General features: G+C 44.1%; 19 protein-coding genes. 6 read left to right on the top strand and 13 right to left on the bottom strand.

Annotated elements, in window-relative coordinates:
• Nucleotides 1-67 precede the first annotated feature (67 nt).
• Nucleotides 68-802: an MIP/aquaporin family protein gene (locus tag DN752_RS14815; protein WP_112784670.1), complete on the top strand. Its 735-nt coding sequence runs from the start codon at nt 68-70 to the stop codon at nt 800-802.
• Between the two features lie 17 nt (nt 803-819).
• Complete coding sequence (locus DN752_RS14810; protein WP_112784669.1) at nt 820-2,025, top strand: 6-bladed beta-propeller; 1,206 nt, start codon at nt 820-822, stop codon at nt 2,023-2,025.
• Nucleotides 2,026-2,269: 244 nt separating this feature from the next.
• On the opposite strand, the gene atpC is transcribed toward DN752_RS14810, so the two are convergent.
• The 3 genes from atpC to DN752_RS14795 all read right to left on the bottom strand — a co-directional run bounded on the left by atpC (nt 2,270) and on the right by DN752_RS14795 (nt 4,868).
• The gene (gene atpC, locus DN752_RS14805) at nt 2,270-2,515 is read right to left on the bottom strand and encodes an ATP synthase F1 subunit epsilon (RefSeq protein ID WP_112784668.1); all 246 of its coding nucleotides are present in this window, start codon (nt 2,513-2,515) and stop codon (nt 2,270-2,272) included.
• Between the two features lie 92 nt (nt 2,516-2,607).
• Entirely contained in the window at nt 2,608-4,110 is a 1,503-nt protein-coding gene (gene atpD, locus DN752_RS14800) for a F0F1 ATP synthase subunit beta (RefSeq protein WP_112784667.1), read from the bottom strand.
• Between the two features lie 272 nt (nt 4,111-4,382).
• Nucleotides 4,383-4,868, bottom strand: a complete 486-nt coding sequence (locus tag DN752_RS14795; RefSeq protein WP_112784666.1) for a C40 family peptidase — start codon at nt 4,866-4,868, stop codon at nt 4,383-4,385.
• 178 nt (nt 4,869-5,046) lie between these two features.
• Between DN752_RS14795 and DN752_RS14790 the strand changes: the two genes are divergently transcribed.
• Nucleotides 5,047-5,289 carry a hypothetical protein gene (locus tag DN752_RS14790; RefSeq protein WP_112786568.1) on the top strand — a complete coding sequence of 81 codons (243 nt, stop codon included), beginning with the start codon at nt 5,047-5,049 and terminating at the stop codon, nt 5,287-5,289.
• A gap of 191 nt (nt 5,290-5,480) precedes the next feature.
• Here DN752_RS14790 and coaE read toward each other — a convergent pair whose 3' ends face one another.
• From coaE to DN752_RS14755, 7 genes are all read right to left on the bottom strand, one after another.
• Nucleotides 5,481-6,083, bottom strand: a complete 603-nt coding sequence (gene coaE, locus DN752_RS14785; protein WP_112784665.1) for a dephospho-CoA kinase — start codon at nt 6,081-6,083, stop codon at nt 5,481-5,483.
• Complete coding sequence (locus DN752_RS14780) at nt 6,076-7,041, bottom strand: YbbR-like domain-containing protein (RefSeq protein ID WP_112784664.1); 966 nt, start codon at nt 7,039-7,041, stop codon at nt 6,076-6,078. The genes coaE and DN752_RS14780 overlap by 8 nt, the downstream gene beginning before the upstream one ends.
• A 9-nt stretch (nt 7,042-7,050) precedes the next feature.
• Nucleotides 7,051-7,371 carry a preprotein translocase subunit YajC gene (gene yajC / locus DN752_RS14775; RefSeq protein ID WP_112784663.1) on the bottom strand — a complete coding sequence of 107 codons (321 nt, stop codon included), beginning with the start codon at nt 7,369-7,371 and terminating at the stop codon, nt 7,051-7,053.
• Between the two features lie 2 nt (nt 7,372-7,373).
• Entirely contained in the window at nt 7,374-7,913 is a 540-nt protein-coding gene (locus DN752_RS14770; RefSeq protein WP_112784662.1) for a DUF1573 domain-containing protein, read from the bottom strand.
• 13 nt (nt 7,914-7,926) lie between these two features.
• Nucleotides 7,927-8,229, bottom strand: a complete 303-nt coding sequence (locus DN752_RS14765; RefSeq protein ID WP_112784661.1) for a YtxH domain-containing protein — start codon at nt 8,227-8,229, stop codon at nt 7,927-7,929.
• A gap of 13 nt (nt 8,230-8,242) precedes the next feature.
• Nucleotides 8,243-9,427 (bottom strand): transcription antitermination factor NusB, encoded by a 1,185-nt coding sequence (gene nusB / locus DN752_RS14760; RefSeq protein ID WP_112784660.1) that lies wholly within the window; start codon nt 9,425-9,427, stop codon nt 8,243-8,245.
• Between the two features lie 166 nt (nt 9,428-9,593).
• Nucleotides 9,594-10,694, bottom strand: a complete 1,101-nt coding sequence (locus tag DN752_RS14755) for a Glu/Leu/Phe/Val family dehydrogenase (protein WP_112784659.1) — start codon at nt 10,692-10,694, stop codon at nt 9,594-9,596.
• Between the two features lie 147 nt (nt 10,695-10,841).
• Here DN752_RS14755 and DN752_RS14750 point away from each other — a divergent pair, with 147 nt between their 5' ends.
• On the top strand, nt 10,842-12,632 hold the full coding sequence (locus tag DN752_RS14750) for an ABC transporter ATP-binding protein (protein WP_112784658.1): 1,791 nt from the start codon (nt 10,842-10,844) through the stop codon (nt 12,630-12,632).
• Nucleotides 12,633-12,811: 179 nt separating this feature from the next.
• Here the strand turns inward: DN752_RS14750 and DN752_RS14745 are convergent, their stop codons facing one another.
• Both DN752_RS14745 and dnaK read right to left on the bottom strand, forming a co-directional pair.
• Nucleotides 12,812-13,186 (bottom strand): co-chaperone GroES, encoded by a 375-nt coding sequence (locus DN752_RS14745; protein ID WP_112784657.1) that lies wholly within the window; start codon nt 13,184-13,186, stop codon nt 12,812-12,814.
• A gap of 396 nt (nt 13,187-13,582) precedes the next feature.
• The gene (dnaK, locus tag DN752_RS14740; protein WP_112784656.1) at nt 13,583-15,514 is read right to left on the bottom strand and encodes a molecular chaperone DnaK; all 1,932 of its coding nucleotides are present in this window, start codon (nt 15,512-15,514) and stop codon (nt 13,583-13,585) included.
• 504 nt (nt 15,515-16,018) lie between these two features.
• On the opposite strand from dnaK, the gene DN752_RS24505 reads away from it, so the two are divergent.
• Nucleotides 16,019-16,300 carry a hypothetical protein gene (locus DN752_RS24505; RefSeq protein WP_162633224.1) on the top strand — a complete coding sequence of 94 codons (282 nt, stop codon included), beginning with the start codon at nt 16,019-16,021 and terminating at the stop codon, nt 16,298-16,300.
• Between the two features lie 9 nt (nt 16,301-16,309).
• Nucleotides 16,310-17,107, top strand: coding sequence for an MOSC domain-containing protein (locus tag DN752_RS14730; RefSeq protein ID WP_112784654.1), 798 nt, complete (start codon nt 16,310-16,312; stop codon nt 17,105-17,107).
• Between the two features lie 5 nt (nt 17,108-17,112).
• Here the strand turns inward: DN752_RS14730 and DN752_RS14725 are convergent, their stop codons facing one another.
• Nucleotides 17,113-19,098, bottom strand: coding sequence for an alpha-ketoacid dehydrogenase subunit alpha/beta (locus DN752_RS14725; protein WP_112784653.1), 1,986 nt, complete (start codon nt 19,096-19,098; stop codon nt 17,113-17,115).
• Nucleotides 19,099-19,175: the final 77 nt, after the last annotated feature.

The following is a 19,175-nucleotide window of genomic DNA, read 5'->3' as shown; positions in this document are numbered from 1 at the left end:
CTAAAACGACAGGTCAATTAAAACCCTTCAACCCTCAAAACTTTTAACATTGAAACCCAATGACTAGATGAATAGCTATATTGCTGAATTTATAGGCACCGCCTTACTCTTGCTTATGGGCTCCGGTGTCGTGGCCAATGTGGTCCTAAAACAAACCAAAGGAAACAATGGCGGCTGGATCGTCATCACCACCGCGTGGGCCCTAGGCGTATTTATCGGCGTGGTAGTGGCAGGTCCTCACAGTGGGGCTCACCTCAATCCCGCCGTAAGCGTAGCTTTGGCCATCGCAGGAATGTTCGATTGGAATTTGGTCCCTGGCTATGTTTTGGCCCAAGTGTTGGGAGGGGGTATCGGGGCTACTGTCACATGGCTAATGTATAAAGACCACTTTGACATCACCGATGACCCAGGGTTAAAGTTCGCACCGTTTGCGACTGCGCCAGCCATTCGTAACCTTTCTTCCAACTTTCTTTCGGAAGTAGTAGGCACTTTTGTCTTAATTTTTGTTATTCTATATACCACTGGAGCTAACCTCGAGGACCTCAACAACACCCCTATAGGTCTCGGTGCTTTAGGTGCATTACCAGTCGCACTATTGGTATGGGTAATCGGCCTCGCCCTTGGAGGCACCACTGGCTATGCCATCAACCCTGCTCGGGACCTCGGCCCCAGACTGGCCCACCAGTTCCTTCCCATAAAGGGAAAGGGGAGTAGTGACTGGCCCTACAGCTGGGTACCGATAGTGGGGCCTCTCTTGGGAGCATCCCTTGCAGCAGGCGCTTTTCTAATTTTAGGATCTTAACTATTTAAAAAATTGATATGAACTTTTTTCAAACACTCTCATTCTTACCCATCATCATCATTGTAATACTTGCATGTGCTGAGAAAAAAGCAAAGCCTAAAGAGAGCGGTGTTGAAAATATCACCATAAATACCACTAGTATAAAAGATACTGCAGATGTTTCCGATAGGATAAATAGTATTAACATAATTAAGCTTAAAGAAAATGAAAGTCAGCATTTGGGGAATGTGCATAAAGTATTGGTCAGGCCGCAGCACTATGTGATAGTGGACAGACTCGACACGGATCAAATTTTCCTTTACGACAAAAAAGGGAATTTTATTAAAAGCCTTGTTCACCAGGGCAATGGACCAATGGAAATCAATCAGGTAAACGACTGCTGGTTCAATAACAACGGCACTTTGGAGGTTTATGATTACTCCCTTAAAAAAGTGGTAGTTTATAATGAGGAATATGAGCCAGATAGTTCCTATAAAACGCCACCCTCAATTCTCTTTAGCAATGTCGAGCCTATACCTGAAGGTGGATATGTCGCCTTCAATGGATACAGTGGATATAACGGTCCTTTCGAAGGAAATAACTATAAGATAGGGTTTCTAAATGATGATTTTAACCTCAAAGCTACCGCCCTGTCCTATCCTGATGAATTAAACAAAGCCCTTATTACTAGTCCGCTGAATCCGTTTTGGCCGGTAGAGGACAGCACCCGGTTTTATCAAAACTATAATCCTTACATTTACAATGTCTTGCCCAACCAGCAGCTTAGCAAGCGATACAAATTAGATTATCAGCCAAACCCATTACCCGATAACTACGAAGAAGAAATCTTCCTACCAAACATCAATCTCATCTCTGACATTAGTATTCCTTTCCAAGATAAAATCAAAGTTTATGAAGGGTATGCCGGATTTAGGGGTCCGTGGAACGAGTCCCAAGACCTAATCTTGTTTTCCTCATTCGATGAAAAGCATAAGCCATTCACAACACTCTACGATAAAAGAAAAAACAAATCAGTTATCTCAGCCCATTCGTTAGTGGAAACAGAGCGGTTCAAAACCGCCCTACCACCTTTTCAAGCTTTTGATGCCAAGAATAAAGCCTTTGTAGGCGTGCTCCAAGGATGGATATTGGAGGAATATCTTTTATTGAAAGAAAGTCCATTTGAGCAGGAAATAAGCAAGGAAAAAGAAAGTAACTTTCTCATTGAAGTAGTTTTCAATTGATCGACATCTAGGATCAAGCAATATTTCTGGGGGAATACTTTTCGACCCACTTTCTTAAAATTGCTTTTCCAGTTTATGAACAAAATCAGTGCAGATCTTAATCATCTACGCGATCAGTGCTCTATCCGAACCATTCCCAATCCCTCAACTTTTCCACTTGACCTGACATTTACTTACCCCAACCTATTAAATAAAAAAAGCGAACCGTTTCGGGTTCGCTTTCATTCATATCATTACTATTGGATCAATCCGTCACTTTTTCAGCAAGCAGAATGATCTCGTTATCTCTTACCTCTACTACACCACCATCTACTTCTATAGACTTCTTCCCATCATTGGTGGTGTAAGAAACAGTTCCTTTTGCTAGCGCAGACACCACAGGAGCGTGGTTTTTCAAAATCTGAAAAGCACCTGAAGCCCCTGGAAATGTGGCCTCTGATACTTCTCCTTGAAATACCTTTTTGTCCGGTGTTATAATTTCTAAATGCATATTTACCACTAGTTTGGTGTTAAAAAATCACAGGAAAAGCTGACGAATGGGCTTGCCCTGTGATTTGTACCTCCAAAGACTCAGAGGGATGATTATTTTACTTCAGCAAGCATTTTTTCACCTTTGGCAATGGCATCGTTAATGTCACCTACCAAGTTAAATGCAGCCTCAGGAAGGTGATCTAACTCTCCGTCCATGATCATGTTAAATCCTTTAATGGTATCTTTCAGATCCACCAACACCCCTTTCAGGCCGGTAAATTGCTCGGCAACGTGGAATGGTTGGGACAAGAACCGCTGTACCCTTCTGGCTCTGTGTACTACCAATTTATCTTCTTCAGAAAGCTCTTCCATACCAAGAATGGCAATGATGTCCTGAAGTTCTTTATAGCGCTGGAGTAGCTCTTTTACACGTGTGGCACAATCATAGTGCTCATCACCCAAAATACCTGGTTCCAAAATCCTGGAAGTAGAATCCAATGGATCCACCGCTGGGTAAATACCTAGCTCGGCGATCTTACGGGAAAGTACCGTCGTCGCATCCAAGTGGGCAAATGTAGTCGCTGGGGCTGGGTCAGTCAAGTCATCCGCAGGTACATACACAGCCTGCACGGAAGTAATGGATCCGTTCTTCGTAGAAGTAATCCTCTCCTGCATGGCACCCATTTCTGTTGCCAAGGTCGGCTGGTAACCTACCGCAGACGGCATACGTCCCAAAAGGGCCGACACCTCAGAACCTGCCTGGGTAAATCGGAAGATATTATCAATAAAGAAAAGTATATCCTTACCTGCTCCGTCGCCTTCACCATCACGGTAATATTCGGCTAGGGTAAGACCTGTCAAGGCTACACGGGCACGGGCACCTGGAGGCTCGTTCATCTGACCGAACACAAAGGTTGCCTTAGAATCCTTAAGCTTCTCCACATCTACCTTGGAAAGGTCCCATCCACCTTCATTTTCAAGAGACTCAACAAAATCATCTCCATAGGTAACGATGCCTGATTCGATCATCTCACGAAGGAGGTCATTTCCTTCACGGGTTCTTTCACCCACACCAGCAAATACAGATAAACCGGAATAAGCTTTGGCGATGTTATTGATCAGCTCTTGGATCAATACCGTCTTACCAACACCTGCACCACCGAAAAGACCAATTTTACCACCTTTTGCATAAGGCTCGATCAGGTCAATAACTTTGATACCCGTATAGAGCACTTCAGTGGAAGTAGAAAGATCTTCAAACTTAGGAGCATGTCTGTGGATAGGCAGCCTATTAGCTGACTCCACTGCAGGAAGACCATCGATAGGCTCTCCTACTACGTTGAAAAGTCGGCCTTTAATGCCTTCACCAGTTGGTACAGAGATCGGAGTGCCCATATCGACAACTTCCAACCCTCTCCTTAAGCCTTCAGAAGAATCCATCGCAATTGTTCTTACACGATCTTCTCCCAAATGCTGCTGAACCTCCAATACTACTTTTTGACCGTTCTCCTTAGTGATTTCGAGTGCGTCCAGGATATTCGGCAACTTCCCCCCTTCGAACGAAATATCTACTACGGGGCCAATCACCTGAGTTATCTTACCAGTATTCGCCATTTTTGTGTATTAATGTAAAAGGAATTAATGCATTATTATTATTCGACTGCAAAATTAACTAATAAAGATTAATACCAAAGGATGTTTTAAAAATTAATCCGCTTTATTGCTATTTTCTTTACCATAACCAACTAGAAATGAACTCACCGATCTGATCCTTGGCACAATACCAAAACAAACGCACTTCCTGCAACAACAACTGTCTTTTGGGAATGGAATGGGAGCATCGGGATTAGCCTCTGAATACCCTTCCAACAACTTGACCTGCTTAATTAGAAATACCGTCTTGCCCTTACAAACCGGGGCTTCCAATAAGTCGAATAAAGATTATCCTCAGTCACTCCCAAAGATGATGAAGAATGGATAAACTGAATGCCATGCCTCCCTGACTCCGTGACTATTCCTGCGTGAGTGACTTTGTTCTTACGCCTCCCAGTAGCAAAAAAGACAACATCGCCCTTTTCCAACTTTCCCTTTGGCACCTTTTTCCCTACTTTACTTTGGGCGGATGAGCTTCTAGGTAGCTGGAGGCCCACACTCCGGAAGGACAAGTAAAGCAAAGCCGAACAATCCATTCCTGAGCGGGTGGTCCCTCCATAACGATATGGTGTTCCCCGATAGGATTTGGCGGTCTGGACGACGGTATTGACATTTTTCTTATACGCCTTTTTGGAAGCGGAGCAGCTACTGAAAACCAACGCCACTAATAGGCCCAAAATAACTATACAATTCGAACTGTGAATAGAATACCAACGCATGAAGGTTACAAATTTCTTCAATAATAATTAAGTATCCGACAGAAAACAACCGTCGTTGCCGAACGATTTCATAAAATCACAAATAAATAATCTTTTGATGAAACTTGAACTTAAGCCTTCAGGTTAATAGATTTATAGTTCATTGCTTTCACCTACAGCCAAAATCACTGAGGATAAGATGATTAGAGAAGATTTTAAGAAATTACCTTTGCACAAAAAAATACATAAGCTCTATACAGAGGGCACCTTCGTGGTAGGTATTCGCTATTATGCGCATAAGGTAAACTTATACCTTCTTGATAATGAATACGTGGAAGTTTTCTATAATCACAAGCTGGACAAAATTGACAAAATTGATTTCCTGAACCAAGAACACACTAGAATGAAATTTTACTTGGATCAAATCAACTTGGACTTATGACACTGGTATAGCCTTCATTAACGCAGGTTCAATGCCGATTAGCCAAGCATTACGGCGCTGCTAGGAATGCTTATGGTTAATTATGCCAAAGAGACTCCCTATTGAATAATTCAGCTTAATTAAACCAAAAAGAACCAGTGAAACCAAATACACACTAACTAAGCGCCAGTGGTTCCTTGTTAACAAAACCGTTAGGCTTTGGACAAGATTTTATGAATCTGTAATACCTGAGGAATAAGGGCCTGGTTCTCTTCATTACTTATTACAAAGTCGGCCAACTTATTTTTTTCACTATCTGACATCTGCCTCTCCATGATGGAGACCACTTGCTCCTTTGATCGATGGGCATCCCTGGCCATAATCCGTGACATCCGTAATTCCACTGGAGCCGAAACATTGATTACTTTATCAAGGTCTTGATAGGATCCGGACTCAAAAAGCAACGCAGCTTCTTTCAGCACATATGGGGTTTGATGACTTGTTGCCCACTGCTCAAAATCTTTTTTTACTGCAGGGTGAACTAGTCCATTGATGACTTTGGTTTGCTCTGGATCGGAAAAAACCTTTTCTGCCAGAAAAGCCCTGTTTAGCCCTCCCTCATCAAAATAGGATTCTTCTCCAAAATGAGCCTGAATTTTTTGCTTCAACTCCAGGGAGTGGACCATCAACCATTTTGCACGGTCATCGGCCGAGTACACAGGAATCCCCAACACCGAAAATATCTTTGCAGCTGTGGACTTCCCTGCTCCAATGCCACCTGTAATCCCTATCAACAATGGCCTATGGCTATTCATAGCTTAAATTAAAAGTATGAGGTTCAGTATCGATATTTTTGATATAATCCGGAAGATCGTTGATCTCAACTGTCACGGTACTGTCTTCTATATTTCGATTCCGGTAATCCAGCACCCCTACTAAATCCAGCTCTCGCAGTACTTCTACCTTTCGCTCATCCACACGATAGCTCATTAGCACTGAATTGATTTCGTTATCAAGCCGGACATTTTCCGGAAAATTTACTTTTCGAAGCATCACCCGCTTATTTCCTTCCAAAAAAGCCACTACACTAAATTTCACATGAATGGTTTTTGGAGATACTGACACATAAGGAGATAGCGCTTCAGTAAGCGGCACGGGAATGTATTGGTCAAAATCATCCTTTATATGCTCTTCGTTCAAGGTAAGGAACAGTTCTCCTCCCAGTTGTTTAATCTTACTTTCGGCTCCCTTAAGCACTATATCTTTGGGCTCCCAAGCAATATCTCCCGCCAATTGGTGATGCGGAGCCAAGGACATCGCTCCTGTGTCCAGCCCCACCTCCACTTGCCGTTCGACAATCTTGTCAAAATTAAATTTCAATGAATCAGTCAGGACTGACACCAAACTGGTAGGCTCAAGAACCTCTGCGAGATTTCGACGATACTCTGATGCCAATAAATAATTGCGCTCATCAGGATTGGTCAATTCGATATTAAATGGAGGGACATTAAAGTTAAAATACTTCCTGAACAGGTCCCAACCATTACCATTAATCTCTATACGGATTTCAGAAGGGATCTCCTCTACGGGCATATACTCTTCTGCATTGTACTGAAAGACGATAGGATAATTGACCACCGTCACATAATTATCTTTGTTCAGGGCATTTAAAACCCAAAAAGTGGTGGCCGCTATTACACAGAGGACCACCACTTTAATGTCAGAAGTTTTCTTTTTTTTAAACTTACCGAAGTATTTCTGAAATCTTTTCAAGATCCCGACCTATTTAGTTCCTGTGGACTTCTTGGAAAATTCCGCAGACACTGCTGATTTTTCTACTTTTATTTTCAAGCCCTTGTCCAGCTCAATCAGGACAGTCTCACCTTCTAAGGCATACACTTTACCATGTATGCCACCGATGGTCACTACTTGGTCTCCTTTTTTGATTGACTCTATAAAGTTCTTGGCGTCTTTTTGTTTCTTTTGCTGAGGTCTGATCATAAAGAAATACATGATCAGGATAATCCCTCCAAAAAGGAATACTTGCCCCATTATGCCGCCGCTTCCGGCTCCTAACGCTTGTAATAAAATTGTATTCGTCATGGTTACTTTTTCACTGGCCCAGCGATGTTGCTGGCCGTATTGTTTGTATTTACGGTTCCTTTTAGTTTAAGCTTGGTGATGCTCGGAGAAGTATTGGCGGTAATGGTGACTGTTGGGCTTTGGGCGCCAGACTTGTGGGCCGAATTAAACCTAACTTTCACGTGGCCATCTTCTCCCGGCTTAACTGGTTTTTTGCTCCAGTCAGGAGTAGTACATCCACAAGATGCCTGTACATTGGAGATGATCAAGGGAGAGTTACCATCATTGGTAAAAGTAAAGGTATGCTCTACCACTTTACCTTGATCGATGGCGCCAAAGTCATACTGCATCTCCTCAAACTTAAACTTGCCCAAAGTAGAAGGATCTATCTTGGCCACACTTTGTACATTGGAAGGCTGCTTGGGCTGAGACGCTTGGCTTTCTTCCAGCTGGGCAATCTTCTGCTCCAGCTCAGCTATTTTATCATTATTGCTGCTTTTTTCACAGCTGGAGATAAAAAGAGAACCTGCAATGAACATTGCAGGTAGACATAAATATTTCATAACTGGAATAGGGTTAGTTATTTTCTTTATTGATTTGGTCAATAAGTTTATTGACATCAGTGAGCAGGTTTTCTGCTTTGTCCTTTGCTTCTGATATCACCTTCTTTCCTTCTGATTTGGCTTCGTTTAGCGGAAGGTCTTTTCCTTCCATCAGGTCTTTGATGATATCTTCCAGCTCAGCCTTGTATCTAGACAACTGGTAGGACAATCTGTCCCTTGTATTGTTCCCGGAATCAGGAGCAAATAAAACTCCGAATGCAGCACCTACACCGGCACCGAGTACAAAAGCTAAAATCGAATTACTCTGTTTGCTCATAGTAAAATAATGTTTATTTGTTATCCAAAAGCCCTCTGCCACTCTTACGGATTTTTCCTTGATCGGTTAGCTCCTTGGCCAACACATCCAGAAGACCGTTGACAAATTGCTTGCTTTTAGGTGTACTGTACGTTTTAGAAATATCAATATACTCATTGATGGTAACTTTTACAGGGATACTAGGGAAAAATAACATCTCTGTAACGGCCATTGATATGATGATCTTATCTGTAGAGGCTATCCGTTCTATGTCCCAATTCTTGGTCTTTTCCGCAATTAACACCCTATTGGCCTCATCATTTTCGATAGTCAAGTTAAAGATATTTTGGAAAAATTCCTTGTCTTCTTCCCAGTTTATAGCGATTTCAGGAAGACTGTAGTCTTCGTCACTTTCTGATTCCAGCACATTTTTCAGCACCTTAATTGCCAAACTTCTTACCACTGCTTTATTTTCTGTCCAGCTAAGGTCCCTTTCGGCAAAGCTACTGAGAATAGCATCTGTTTTAAATAGTATTTTCTTGGTCAGATCCGTCAGAATATCCAAATCCTCCTCCATGGTAGGCTCGCTGAGCTGAATATATTCCTGATATCGGTCCCAAGGTTTTACATATTCCCGGTACCATTCCTGGATTTCCAGTTCCGTATCTTCCAAGTCTGCCTGCTGGCGAATACTTGCCGTTGTAAAAACCGCATTGTTTTTCAGAAACGAAATCACCTTATTATTGGCCAGGTTCAACTCCCCACTGACAGCACTTACTTGTTCTTTGTTGAGCTTTCTTTTACGTGCATATTCCCTGCGGACATGATCGCTGAATCCAATCAGGATATGTACCACAGAAAGGTAGAGCTGGGGAATATCCTCTGCAGCATCCACCATATTGTTCCGGAGAAAGTCCAAGTCCTTTTGGTTCTTTTGATGGAAGAGATTAATGGCTTTGATCGCTTCTGACTTTACCTTGGTGGCATAATCCCCTGCAGCGACCAATGCTTTATTGTTCAGGTTCGTGGAAAAAAGGGTGATGGTTTGTTCGGCATCCTTTCGCAGTTGACCTTTGTCCTGCACTTCCATACTGTTCAGATCTGGCTGAAAAGCCTCACGAACATAATCCTTGGCCAGGTTGAGATTGGAAGCCCTGCATTGCTCGTATGCATACAGGCTTTGGAAAGCCTTTACTCTGAGAATTCTTCTGTTTAACATTACCTGAATATAAAGAACGTAATTAAGTTTTGTTTGGCAGCTACTACAGTAGGTGCCACCGCTTGGGTATATTTGCTTACAAAGTTATTAAATAAAAAAACCAAATGCACGGAATTTATGTTCCATTGCATTTGGTTTTTCGAAGAGATAATATTCAATTAATATTTTAGTAAGATGACTTCACCTTGCTAATGCTCTGAATCCTGTTCCAAGCAAGCTCTATGGCAGCTTGTTGAGCAGGTATATTCTCTTTCTCTGACTTATTCAATATAGCCAAACAAGTGTCATAAATTTTTTCTGCTTGCTGATACGCAGCTTCTCTGTTATATCCACCCAAATATTCCGCATAAACATTGATAAGCCCACCAGCATTGATCAGGAAGTCAGGCGCATAGACAATGTCCCGCTCCAGTAACTGCTGACCATGCTTTTGCTCATCTTCGAGCTGATTATTGGCAGCTCCCGCGATGACAGCACACTTCAGTCTTTTCAGTGTTTGGTCATTTACAGTGGCACCCAAGGCGCATGGGGCATATATATCCATATCCACATCGTAGATTTCATCTGGTGCCACTATGGTAGCACCAGTTGCCTGCCCCACTTCTCTAAGTCGATCTTCAAATATATCGGTCACGTAGATCTCTGCTCCTTCTTTCACCAAATGGTCTATCAGATGCCGTCCTACTTGGCCAATTCCTTGAACTGCCACTTTCTTTCCTTTTAGGGCATCCGTTCCGAAAGCCTTCTTTGCTGAGGCTTTCATCCCCAAATACGCACCATAGGCAGTTACGGGCGAAGGATCTCCGCCGCCGCCATTGATCTCTGGAAGGCCGGTCACATGCGAGGTCTCCATGGCAATGTATTCCATGTCCCTTGTCTTCATGTTTACGTCTTCAGCAGTAATATATCTTCCTCCAAGGCTCTCCACAAATCTCCCAAACCTGCGCAAAAACGCCTCATTCTTTAGTTTTGGGTCACCAATAATAACTGCTTTTCCACCTCCGATATTCAAACCGGAAATGGCTGCTTTAAAGGTCATCCCCCTTGAAAGGCGCAACACATCTGTAATAGCTTCCTGCTCGGAAGTATAATTCCACATCCTGGTTCCGCCCAAAGCAGGCCCCAGCACAGTATTATGAATACCAATAATGGCTTTCAACCCTGTAGGCTCATCATAGCAGATGACCAATTGCTCATGTCCTAAAGAAGTGATCTGTCCGTATATGGATGCTTCTTTGATTTTTTCCTCCGTTTTAACCTCTATCATATGAACTTTGACGTTTAGATTGTGTTATATTTGGGTAAGTCTTTCAGCAAAGGTAATACTTTAGAATTAAATTCTAAACAACCCTCTTATAAAGCTAATAAAAAGACTATTCTAAAGCAAAATTAACTATTCTAAAATTTTTATTTCGTGAGCTCACTCTGGAGACTGAATAAATACCTCTATAAATATAAAGGATATCTCCTTTTGGGTATCCTCTTTACGATAATTTCCAATATTTTCGTCATGATCCCCGCCCAACTCGTGAGGGTGTCGATCGATTATGTAGTAGAAAGCTTCAGCTTTTACCAGATGTTTGAGCAAGGAGCCAGTACAGAAAGCATCCGTTCTGCTTTCCTCGACTTCATCTTTGTTTTTGGTGTGCTGATATTAGCCATGGCTTTTTTGAGAGGTTTTTTCCTCTTTCTGATCAGGCAGACGATCATTGTGATGTCCCGATTGATTGAGTATGACCTAAAAAATGAGATCTTTGCCCACTACCAGCAGTTGCCGTTAAGTTTTTACAGAAAAAACAGCACCGGCGACCTGATGGCCAGGGTCACCGAAGACGTCAGCAGGGTAAGGATGTATTTTGGGCCGGCATTGATGTACGGCATCAATTTACTCGTGCTCTTCCCGCTGGTCATTGGCTATATGCTGACGGTCAATGTCCCCCTTACCATATACTCCCTGCTCCCACTACCGGTACTTTCTATCAGTATTTACATTGTCAATAACATGATCAATGAGCGTTCTGAAAAGATCCAGCGTAGCCTCAGTGGGCTAAGCACCTTCGTTCAGGAATCTTTTTCTGGTATCCGGGTCCTTAAGGCATTTGTGAGGGAGGAAGACAGCAGTCAGAAATTTGCTACAGCAAGTGAAGACTACAAAGAGAAGTCCATCAGCCTTACCAAAGTCCAGTCTCTCTTTTTCCCGTTGATTATGGGATTGGTGGGAATAAGCACCATTATCACAGTCTATGTTGGCGGCAACCAAGTGATCGATGGCACCATTGGCTACGGAGTCATTGCTGAATTCATCCTCTATGTCAATATGCTGACTTGGCCGGTCACTTCGCTGGGATGGATTACCAGTATCGTGCAGAGAGCGGCTGCTTCCCAAACAAGGATCAATGAATTTCTCGACGAAAAAAACACCATTACCAGCGATGAGCAGCTCACCGATGAGATTCATGGAACAGTCATCTTCAAGGACGTATCCTTCGAATATCCTGACTCGGGAATAAAAGCATTGAAAAACGTATCTTTCTCCATCCAGTCCGGCGAATCACTGGCTATCATCGGCACCACTGGCTCCGGTAAATCCACCATCGCCAATCTCCTGATGAGAATGTACGACCCCGGATCAGGCGACATCATTGTGGACGACCACCCGATAGCGGCTTACGATATCTCCCACCTGCGCAAAAACATCGGTTATGTCCCTCAGGACGTATTCCTTTTTAGCGATAGTATCACCAACAACATTGGATTTGGGCTAGACAAAATCCCCCAGCAAGTGGTCGAACAAGCCGCCAAAGATGCTGATGTATATCAAAACATCATGGATTTCCCTGCTGGTTTTGAAACACGTCTTGGAGAGCGGGGGATCACCCTCAGTGGCGGACAAAAACAACGTGTCTCCATTGCCAGGGCCATTGCAAAAGACCCTTCTATTTTACTATTGGACGATTGCCTCTCTGCCGTGGACACCAAAACGGAAAATGCCATCCTCAACGCACTCGAAGGAATCATGGAAGGCAGGACCTCCATTATTATTTCTCACAGGGTTTCTTCTGCCAAACTGGCGGACAAAATCATCGTACTTGACGATGGGGAATTGGTAGAAGAAGGTTCACATGAAGCACTGATGGCCAAAAAAGGCGTTTACGCCGAACTCTACGAAAAACAAACCCAGTCCGGTGAGACCATGGAAAAATAAAACACCCGTAAAATACAAATAAAAAAAGGCTTGGCCCAGATCCGATATCTGGCTCAAGCCTTTTTTTATCTAGACAATGCTCATTTGCTCCTTCCCCAGTCTACCCCACTAAACTCCCCTGCAAAGAGAAACATTCTTTACTCTTTCTTCTTTATTCTTTCCTCTATCTTGCTGTTTCCTCAAAGCTCCTCTTCCCTCTCTAGCATCAAAATGGCATTTTGGGAAACGATATAGAATTTCTCGCCTTCATAGATCACCTCATGTGCTCCGGTCAGGAGAAAAATAGCCAAATCTCCCTCTTTTGCCTGTAAGGGCACGTAACGGACATTTTCATCTTTTTCTTTCCACGGCTCATCTTCCTCTACGTGCATAGGAATCGGGTAGCCCGGTCCAGCTTTCATAATATACCCCTGCTGTACTTTTTCTTTCTCCTGCACTCCTGGCGGGAGATAAAGCCCACTGGATGTTTTTTCACTGGCCTTTTTGGGCTTGATCAGTACACGGTCTCCTACGACCACCAGTTTTTTCAATTTATTATCTTCTGTCAATCGCATTTTTATTGTCCTATTAATTATAAAACCTCCTTTTCAACCCGATTTATGCATTAGGAATAGTCATCGCCTGTCCCGATAGCGGGAAGAGCTGAAAGTGCATTAGATGGCTAATGCATATTTCGGGTTCAAATTACTCTTGAACCCGGATTATGCATTAGGAATCGTAGTGAGAGCTGAAATTGCAAGAAAATCAGTTAGTTTGGAGGCATTAGCGTAGCACCGCTACGGTTATGCCGAAAACTAAAGTGAAACGGCTGATTTTGAAGCAGTTTCAGGTCGCAACAGATAGGCTAATGCATATTCCGGGTTGAACCATGAGGCTTTGGCCAGATACACAAAAAGCACCTCGATCGCTCGAGATGCTTTTTTATTATGGATCCCGAAGAAGGATATTACTTACTTCTTATCTTCTTCGTTTACTTCTTCATAGTCTACATCAGAGACACCGTCACCTGATTCAGCACCAGCTTCTGCAGATGCTCCAGCGTCTGCTCCAGCAGCACCTTCTGCACCGGCACCTTGGGTTGCATTATACATCTCGGTCGATGCTGCTTCCCAAGCCTTGTTCAGCTCTTCGATCGCAGGAGTGATGGCTTCCAGATCCTGTGCTTGGTGTGCTGATTTCAGCTTTTCCAATGCACCGTTGATATTGGTCTTGTTGCCATCAGAAAGCTTATCGCCAAATTCTTTCAGCTGCTTCTCCGTTTGGAAGATCAAGCTGTCCGCTTGGTTTAGCTTTTCGATTTTTTCTTTTTCTTCCTTATCCGTAGCGGCATTGGCCTCGGCTTCTTTTTTCATTCTTTCGATTTCATCGTCAGAAAGTCCTGAAGAGGCTTCGATCTTGATTTTTTGCTCTTTACCTGTTCCTTTGTCTTTCGCAGACACATGAAGGATACCGTTGGCATCAATATCGAAGGTCACCTCGATCTGAGGAACACCTCTTTGTGCTGGCGGGATATCAGCCAACTGGAACCTACCGATACTTCTGTTGTCCTTGGCCAATGGTCGCTCTCCTTGAAGTACGTGGATATCCACGGCCGGCTGGTTATCAGCCGCTGTAGAGAACACTTCTGACTTCTTGGAAGGAATCGTAGTATTGGCTTCGATCAATTTGGTAGACACACCGCCCATGGTTTCGATACCCAAGGAAAGTGGCGTCACATCCAATAGCAACACATCTTTCACCTCTCCGGTCAATACACCACCTTGGATCGCTGCACCAATCGCAACCACCTCATCCGGGTTGACCCCTTTGGAAGGCTTCTTACCAAAGAACTTCTCTACTTCTTCTTGGATTTTTGGGATACGTGTAGAACCACCTACCAAGATGACCTCGTCAATCTCTGAGGCAGAAAGTCCAGCATCAGAAATCGCCTTTTTACATGGCTCCAACGAACGTCTCACCAAATCTTCGGAAAGCTGCTCAAACTTCGCACGGGTAAGGTTTCTTACCAAGTGCTTAGGCCCGCTTTGGGTAGCAGTGATATACGGCAAGTTGATTTCTGTAGAAGAAGAACTGGAAAGTTCGATTTTAGCTTTCTCTGCAGCTTCTTTCAGACGCTGAAGAGCCATTGGATCTTGTTTCAGATCAATATCCTCTTCACTCTTAAACTCATCCGCAAGCCAGTTGATGATCACTTGGTCAAAGTCATCACCACCCAAGTGGACATCACCGTTGGTAGACTTCACCTCAAATACGCCATCTCCTAGCTCAAGGATAGAAATATCAAATGTACCACCACCAAGGTCATACACCGCGATTTTCATATCCTGATCTTTCTTGTCCATCCCATAAGCCAAGGCCGCTGCCGTAGGCTCGTTGATGATTCTTTTCACTTCAAGACCAGCAATCTGCCCAGCTTCTTTGGTCGCCTGACGCTCTGCATCATTAAAGTAAGCCGGTACAGTAACAACTGCCTCGCTTACTTCTTGACCCAAGAAGTCCTCTGCTGTGGACTTCATTTTCTGAAGGATCATTGCCGAAAGCTCCTGTGGAGTATAGCTGCGGTCACCGATTTTGACAGCTACTGTGTCATTGGAACCTTGCTCTACTTTATAAGAAGCATGCTTCTTCTCATCAGATACTTCTGAGAATTTTTTACCCATGAACCGCTTCACAGAAGAAATGGTATTGGCTGGGTTGGTGATAGCTTGTCTTTTGGCTGGATCACCTACTTTTCTCTCTCCGTTTCCATTGTCCAAAAATGCCACAATAGAAGGAGTGGTTCTTCTTCCCTCACTGTTTTGGATAACCACCGGCTCGTTACCCTCCATTACGGCTACGCAGGAGTTAGTGGTTCCCAAGTCTATACCAATAATTTTTCCCATAACTAATTGTATTTCTTAATTTATTTCTTTGATTTCTTTTCTTTTGCTTAATCGCTCGCAAACATAGTTAACAAGTCATGTGCCAAGCCCATTTTCATCATTCTCTGTGTCAGAATGGCAGCAAATATGACAAATCCCATCTCCTTCAGGTAGTAATTCTGTCAAGCCGCCCCGAGAATCATGCATCCTTGTCACCTTTTTTTGATAGCCTTCCAGTAATTACAATCACAAGACAGGTTTTATAATGCCATATCCTTCCATAACCCTGGACGTGGCTGTGTCCACGCTCACCTTTCCTGCCTATTCATCCCTTGCTGTCGCCTATTGATCACATTTATTTTAAAAAAAGACCAAATCTGTAGAAATTCATGCAACCTTTTTATCTCAATGTGTATCTATCCATTAGAAGGCAAGACAACTACTTGCTGAAGAGCGCTAGGAAAGAACACTTTTAGGGAAGAATGAACCAGAAACAAATTGCTAACTATAAAATAAAATTTTGACATGAATGCGTCACAGAGAAATGAACGGTTAAGATGGCTTTTGGTCTTGCTCATCGGGATGATCGTTTCCTTTTTTATTTCTGAGTGGAAGGAGGAATCCCTTTCCCAAAACAATATTACTCACGCCCCACCCAAAGAGTCCAACACGCCAACAGAACACATTCTGTCCAAGTGCTTTCCTAGTTCGTCGGAGCAGCCTCAAGAACTGATAAATGCTTTTGCCCTGAACTCCCCATCTCTTTTCCATGATTTTTCGCGACAAAACCTTAAATTAGGTTACTAAAACCACGACATGCAAGTACAGGACATTTACATTTACCCCATCAAATCCCTTGGCGGAATTCGCTTGGATGAAGCAGAAGTACTTACCAAAGGCTTTCGGTGGGACCGACGATGGATGTTGGTCGACGACACAGGTACTTTTATGACTCAGCGCGCACTGCCTATTATGGCCCTTCTTCAAGTAAATCTTAACGATCAAGGCTTAGAGGTCCTCCATAAGCTCCATCCCCACCAAAAGATCAACATCCCCTTCACTCCCGAAACGGATCAGTTGATGGAAGTAAGCGTCTGGGATGATGTGGTATCAGGGCAAATCGTAAACCCCGAAGTGGACCATTGGTTCTCGAAGATGCTGGCCACTCCATGCCACTTGGTATTTATGCCAGAAAACACCACCCGATCGATCAAAGAAAAATACGCTGTAAACGACGAAACGGTCAGTTTTGCAGATGCCATGCCTTATCTGCTGATCAGTCAGGCTTCGCTTGACGACCTCAACCAGCGTTTGGAACTGGCTGTCCCCATGGAGCGTTTCCGCCCTAATATCGTCATCAGCGGATGCGAAGCATTTGAAGAAGATGGATGGGAGCAACTTCAGATCGGGAAGTGCACATTTAAAGTCACCAAACCCTGTGCTCGCTGCGTCATGACCACCGTGGACCAACAAACGGGAACAAAGGGCAAAGAGCCTTTAAAAACGCTTTCCACCTATCGGCTAAAGGACAAAAAAGTGCTTTTTGGCCAAAACATGATTGCGCTCGAAAGGGGAAGGGTAAAAATAGGCGATAAAGTCAACATCATCCAATAACCCCATCAATACGCCAGTAGCGCAAGTAGCTTTTCCCTGAAACGCCTCTCAGGCAGAAAGTCCGCCTCCAAGGTAGCCGCAAAAGGCACAGGAGTATCCAAACTCCCCTCACGCATCACCGGCGCATCCAACCACTCAAAGCAGTGCTCACTGATCCAGGCAGCAATCTCCGCCCCAATGCCACCGGTCAGGCTATCTTCGTGCAGGATGATCACCTTATTGGTTTTCTTTACGGAGAGCGCCACACTTTCCTTGTCCCACGGCAGTAGTGTGCGCAAATCCAATACATCTGCGCTGACATCATGTTCCTCGATTGCTTTCTTTGCCCAGTGCACTCCCATCCCGTAGGTCACCACCGTCAGCTGATTGCCTTCTTTCACCAAGTTGGCCTTACCTATTTCCAAGGTATAATAATCATCCGGCACCTGTTCTGTAATCGATCGATAGAGCGCCTTATGCTCAAAAAACAGACATGGATTGGGATCTTCGATCGCTGCTGACAGCAGGCCTTTGGCATCCTGAGGGGAAGATGGGTAAATTACCTTTAGTCCTGGGGTATGAAAAAACCACGCTTCATTCGATTGGGAGTGAAATGGCCCCGCACCGACACCAGCTCCAGTAGGCATGCGGATGACCACATCTGCATGCTGTCCCCAACGGTAATGGATCTTGGCGAGGTTATTCACAATCTGGTTAAAACCGCAACTCACAAAATCGGCAAACTGCATTTCCACCATCGTCTTATATCCTTTTATGGAAAGCCCCAGTGCTGCACCGATGATCGCACTTTCACATAACGGCGTATTGCGCACCCGATCTGCCCCAAACTCATCCAAAAAACCCGCTGTCACTTTAAACGCCCCACCATAAATCCCAATATCCTGCCCCATCAGCACCAAGTTCGGAAACTTTCGCATACTCCATCGTAATGCGTCACTTATGGCATCCAACAATCTTTTTTGGCTGACATCTTTAGTCTCCGGCAGCGTGACTTCGAGAGTAAAAGGACAGTACACATCATCCGTTTCTTTCTCACTCGCCTCAGGAGTAGGCGCCCCAAAAGCCGCTTTAAGCCCTGCTTCTATTTGAGCATCTACCCTACTTTCAACCGCCCTTCTAGCATTACTGTCAAGCAGGCCTATTCCTACCAAAAAGGCCTCATAGCTTTCTAAAGGATCACTTTTTCTTCCCTCCTCGAAGTAAGCCTTTGGCACGTACTTGGTCCCTGAGGATTCCTCGTGCCCTCGCATTCGGTAAGTCATGGCCTCTACCAAAAATGGCCTGGGGCGTGTCCTGATATCTTCGGCGATTTTGGACAACTCATGGTACAGCTCCAGCACGTTGTTTCCATCCACTTTTACAGCGTCCATACCATAGCCCGCTCCTTTATCGACAAATTGCTTGAAACGAAACTGTTCCTCACTGGGGGTAGAAAGCCCGTAACCATTATGCTCGACAACAAAAATCACGGGAAGCTGCCAGACAGACGCCACATTCAATGCTTCGTGAAAATCCCCTTCTGAAGTAGCACCATCTCCCGTAAAGACCAATGTAGCCTTGTTTTCTCCCGAGAGTTTGCTGGCCAGGGCAATCCCATCTGCCACCGCCAGCTGAGGCCCCAAATGGGAAATCATCCCAACGATATGATGTTCCAGAGACCCGAAATGGAAGGAACGGTCCCGCCCCTTGGTGAAGCCCGATACCTTTCCTTGAAACTGTGCAAACAACCGATCCAACGGAACATCCCTACCAGTAAAAACACCCAAATTGCGGTGCATGGGCAGTAAAAACTCCTCCTCCTTCATGGCCATTACAGCGGCTATCGAGATGGCTTCCTGCCCCCAGCCACTAAACCATTTGGAGATTTTGCCTTGCCGTAGTAAGAGAAGCATCTTTTCCTCAATCTTCCGCGGCATGAGCAGCTTCTCATAAAAGTGAAGCAGGTCACTATCGCTCAAACGCTTTCTGTCAAAAACCATATCTTGGGGCATAATCTCACGGTGTAGTTACAGCAAAGCTACTCCAGCCTACTCAATTCTTCAACAATGGACTAAAATATGTCATCAAA

The organism is Echinicola strongylocentroti (genome assembly GCF_003260975.1).
GTDB lineage: Bacteria > Bacteroidota > Bacteroidia > Cytophagales > Cyclobacteriaceae > Echinicola > Echinicola strongylocentroti.
The sequence above is the reverse complement of the archived record's forward strand: the minus strand, read 5'-3'. Positions and strand labels throughout refer to the sequence as shown.

What these genes read in the sequence shown, in the direction of transcription:
- DN752_RS14765 (WP_112784661.1), bottom strand. Translation starts at nt 8,229, where the DNA reads ATGAGCAAACAGAGTAATTCGATTTTAGCTTTTGTACTCGGTGCCGGT.
- DN752_RS14755 (WP_112784659.1), bottom strand. Translation starts at nt 10,694, where the DNA reads ATGATAGAGGTTAAAACGGAGGAAAAAATCAAAGAAGCATCCATATAC.
- atpD (WP_112784667.1), bottom strand. Translation starts at nt 4,110, where the DNA reads ATGGCGAATACTGGTAAGATAACTCAGGTGATTGGCCCCGTAGTAGAT.
- atpC (WP_112784668.1), bottom strand. Translation starts at nt 2,515, where the DNA reads ATGCATTTAGAAATTATAACACCGGACAAAAAGGTATTTCAAGGAGAA.
- DN752_RS14730 (WP_112784654.1), top strand. Translation starts at nt 16,310, where the DNA reads ATGCAAGTACAGGACATTTACATTTACCCCATCAAATCCCTTGGCGGA.
- nusB (WP_112784660.1), bottom strand. Translation starts at nt 9,427, where the DNA reads ATGTTAAACAGAAGAATTCTCAGAGTAAAGGCTTTCCAAAGCCTGTAT.
- DN752_RS14770 (WP_112784662.1), bottom strand. Translation starts at nt 7,913, where the DNA reads ATGAAATATTTATGTCTACCTGCAATGTTCATTGCAGGTTCTCTTTTT.
- DN752_RS14815 (WP_112784670.1), top strand. Translation starts at nt 68, where the DNA reads ATGAATAGCTATATTGCTGAATTTATAGGCACCGCCTTACTCTTGCTT.
- DN752_RS14790 (WP_112786568.1), top strand. Translation starts at nt 5,047, where the DNA reads ATGATTAGAGAAGATTTTAAGAAATTACCTTTGCACAAAAAAATACAT.
- DN752_RS14745 (WP_112784657.1), bottom strand. Translation starts at nt 13,186, where the DNA reads ATGCGATTGACAGAAGATAATAAATTGAAAAAACTGGTGGTCGTAGGA.
- coaE (WP_112784665.1), bottom strand. Translation starts at nt 6,083, where the DNA reads ATGAATAGCCATAGGCCATTGTTGATAGGGATTACAGGTGGCATTGGA.
- DN752_RS24505 (WP_162633224.1), top strand. Translation starts at nt 16,019, where the DNA reads ATGAATGCGTCACAGAGAAATGAACGGTTAAGATGGCTTTTGGTCTTG.
- DN752_RS14795 (WP_112784666.1), bottom strand. Translation starts at nt 4,868, where the DNA reads ATGCGTTGGTATTCTATTCACAGTTCGAATTGTATAGTTATTTTGGGC.
- DN752_RS14810 (WP_112784669.1), top strand. Translation starts at nt 820, where the DNA reads ATGAACTTTTTTCAAACACTCTCATTCTTACCCATCATCATCATTGTA.
- yajC (WP_112784663.1), bottom strand. Translation starts at nt 7,371, where the DNA reads ATGACGAATACAATTTTATTACAAGCGTTAGGAGCCGGAAGCGGCGGC.
- DN752_RS14725 (WP_112784653.1), bottom strand. Translation starts at nt 19,098, where the DNA reads ATGCCCCAAGATATGGTTTTTGACAGAAAGCGTTTGAGCGATAGTGAC.
- dnaK (WP_112784656.1), bottom strand. Translation starts at nt 15,514, where the DNA reads ATGGGAAAAATTATTGGTATAGACTTGGGAACCACTAACTCCTGCGTA.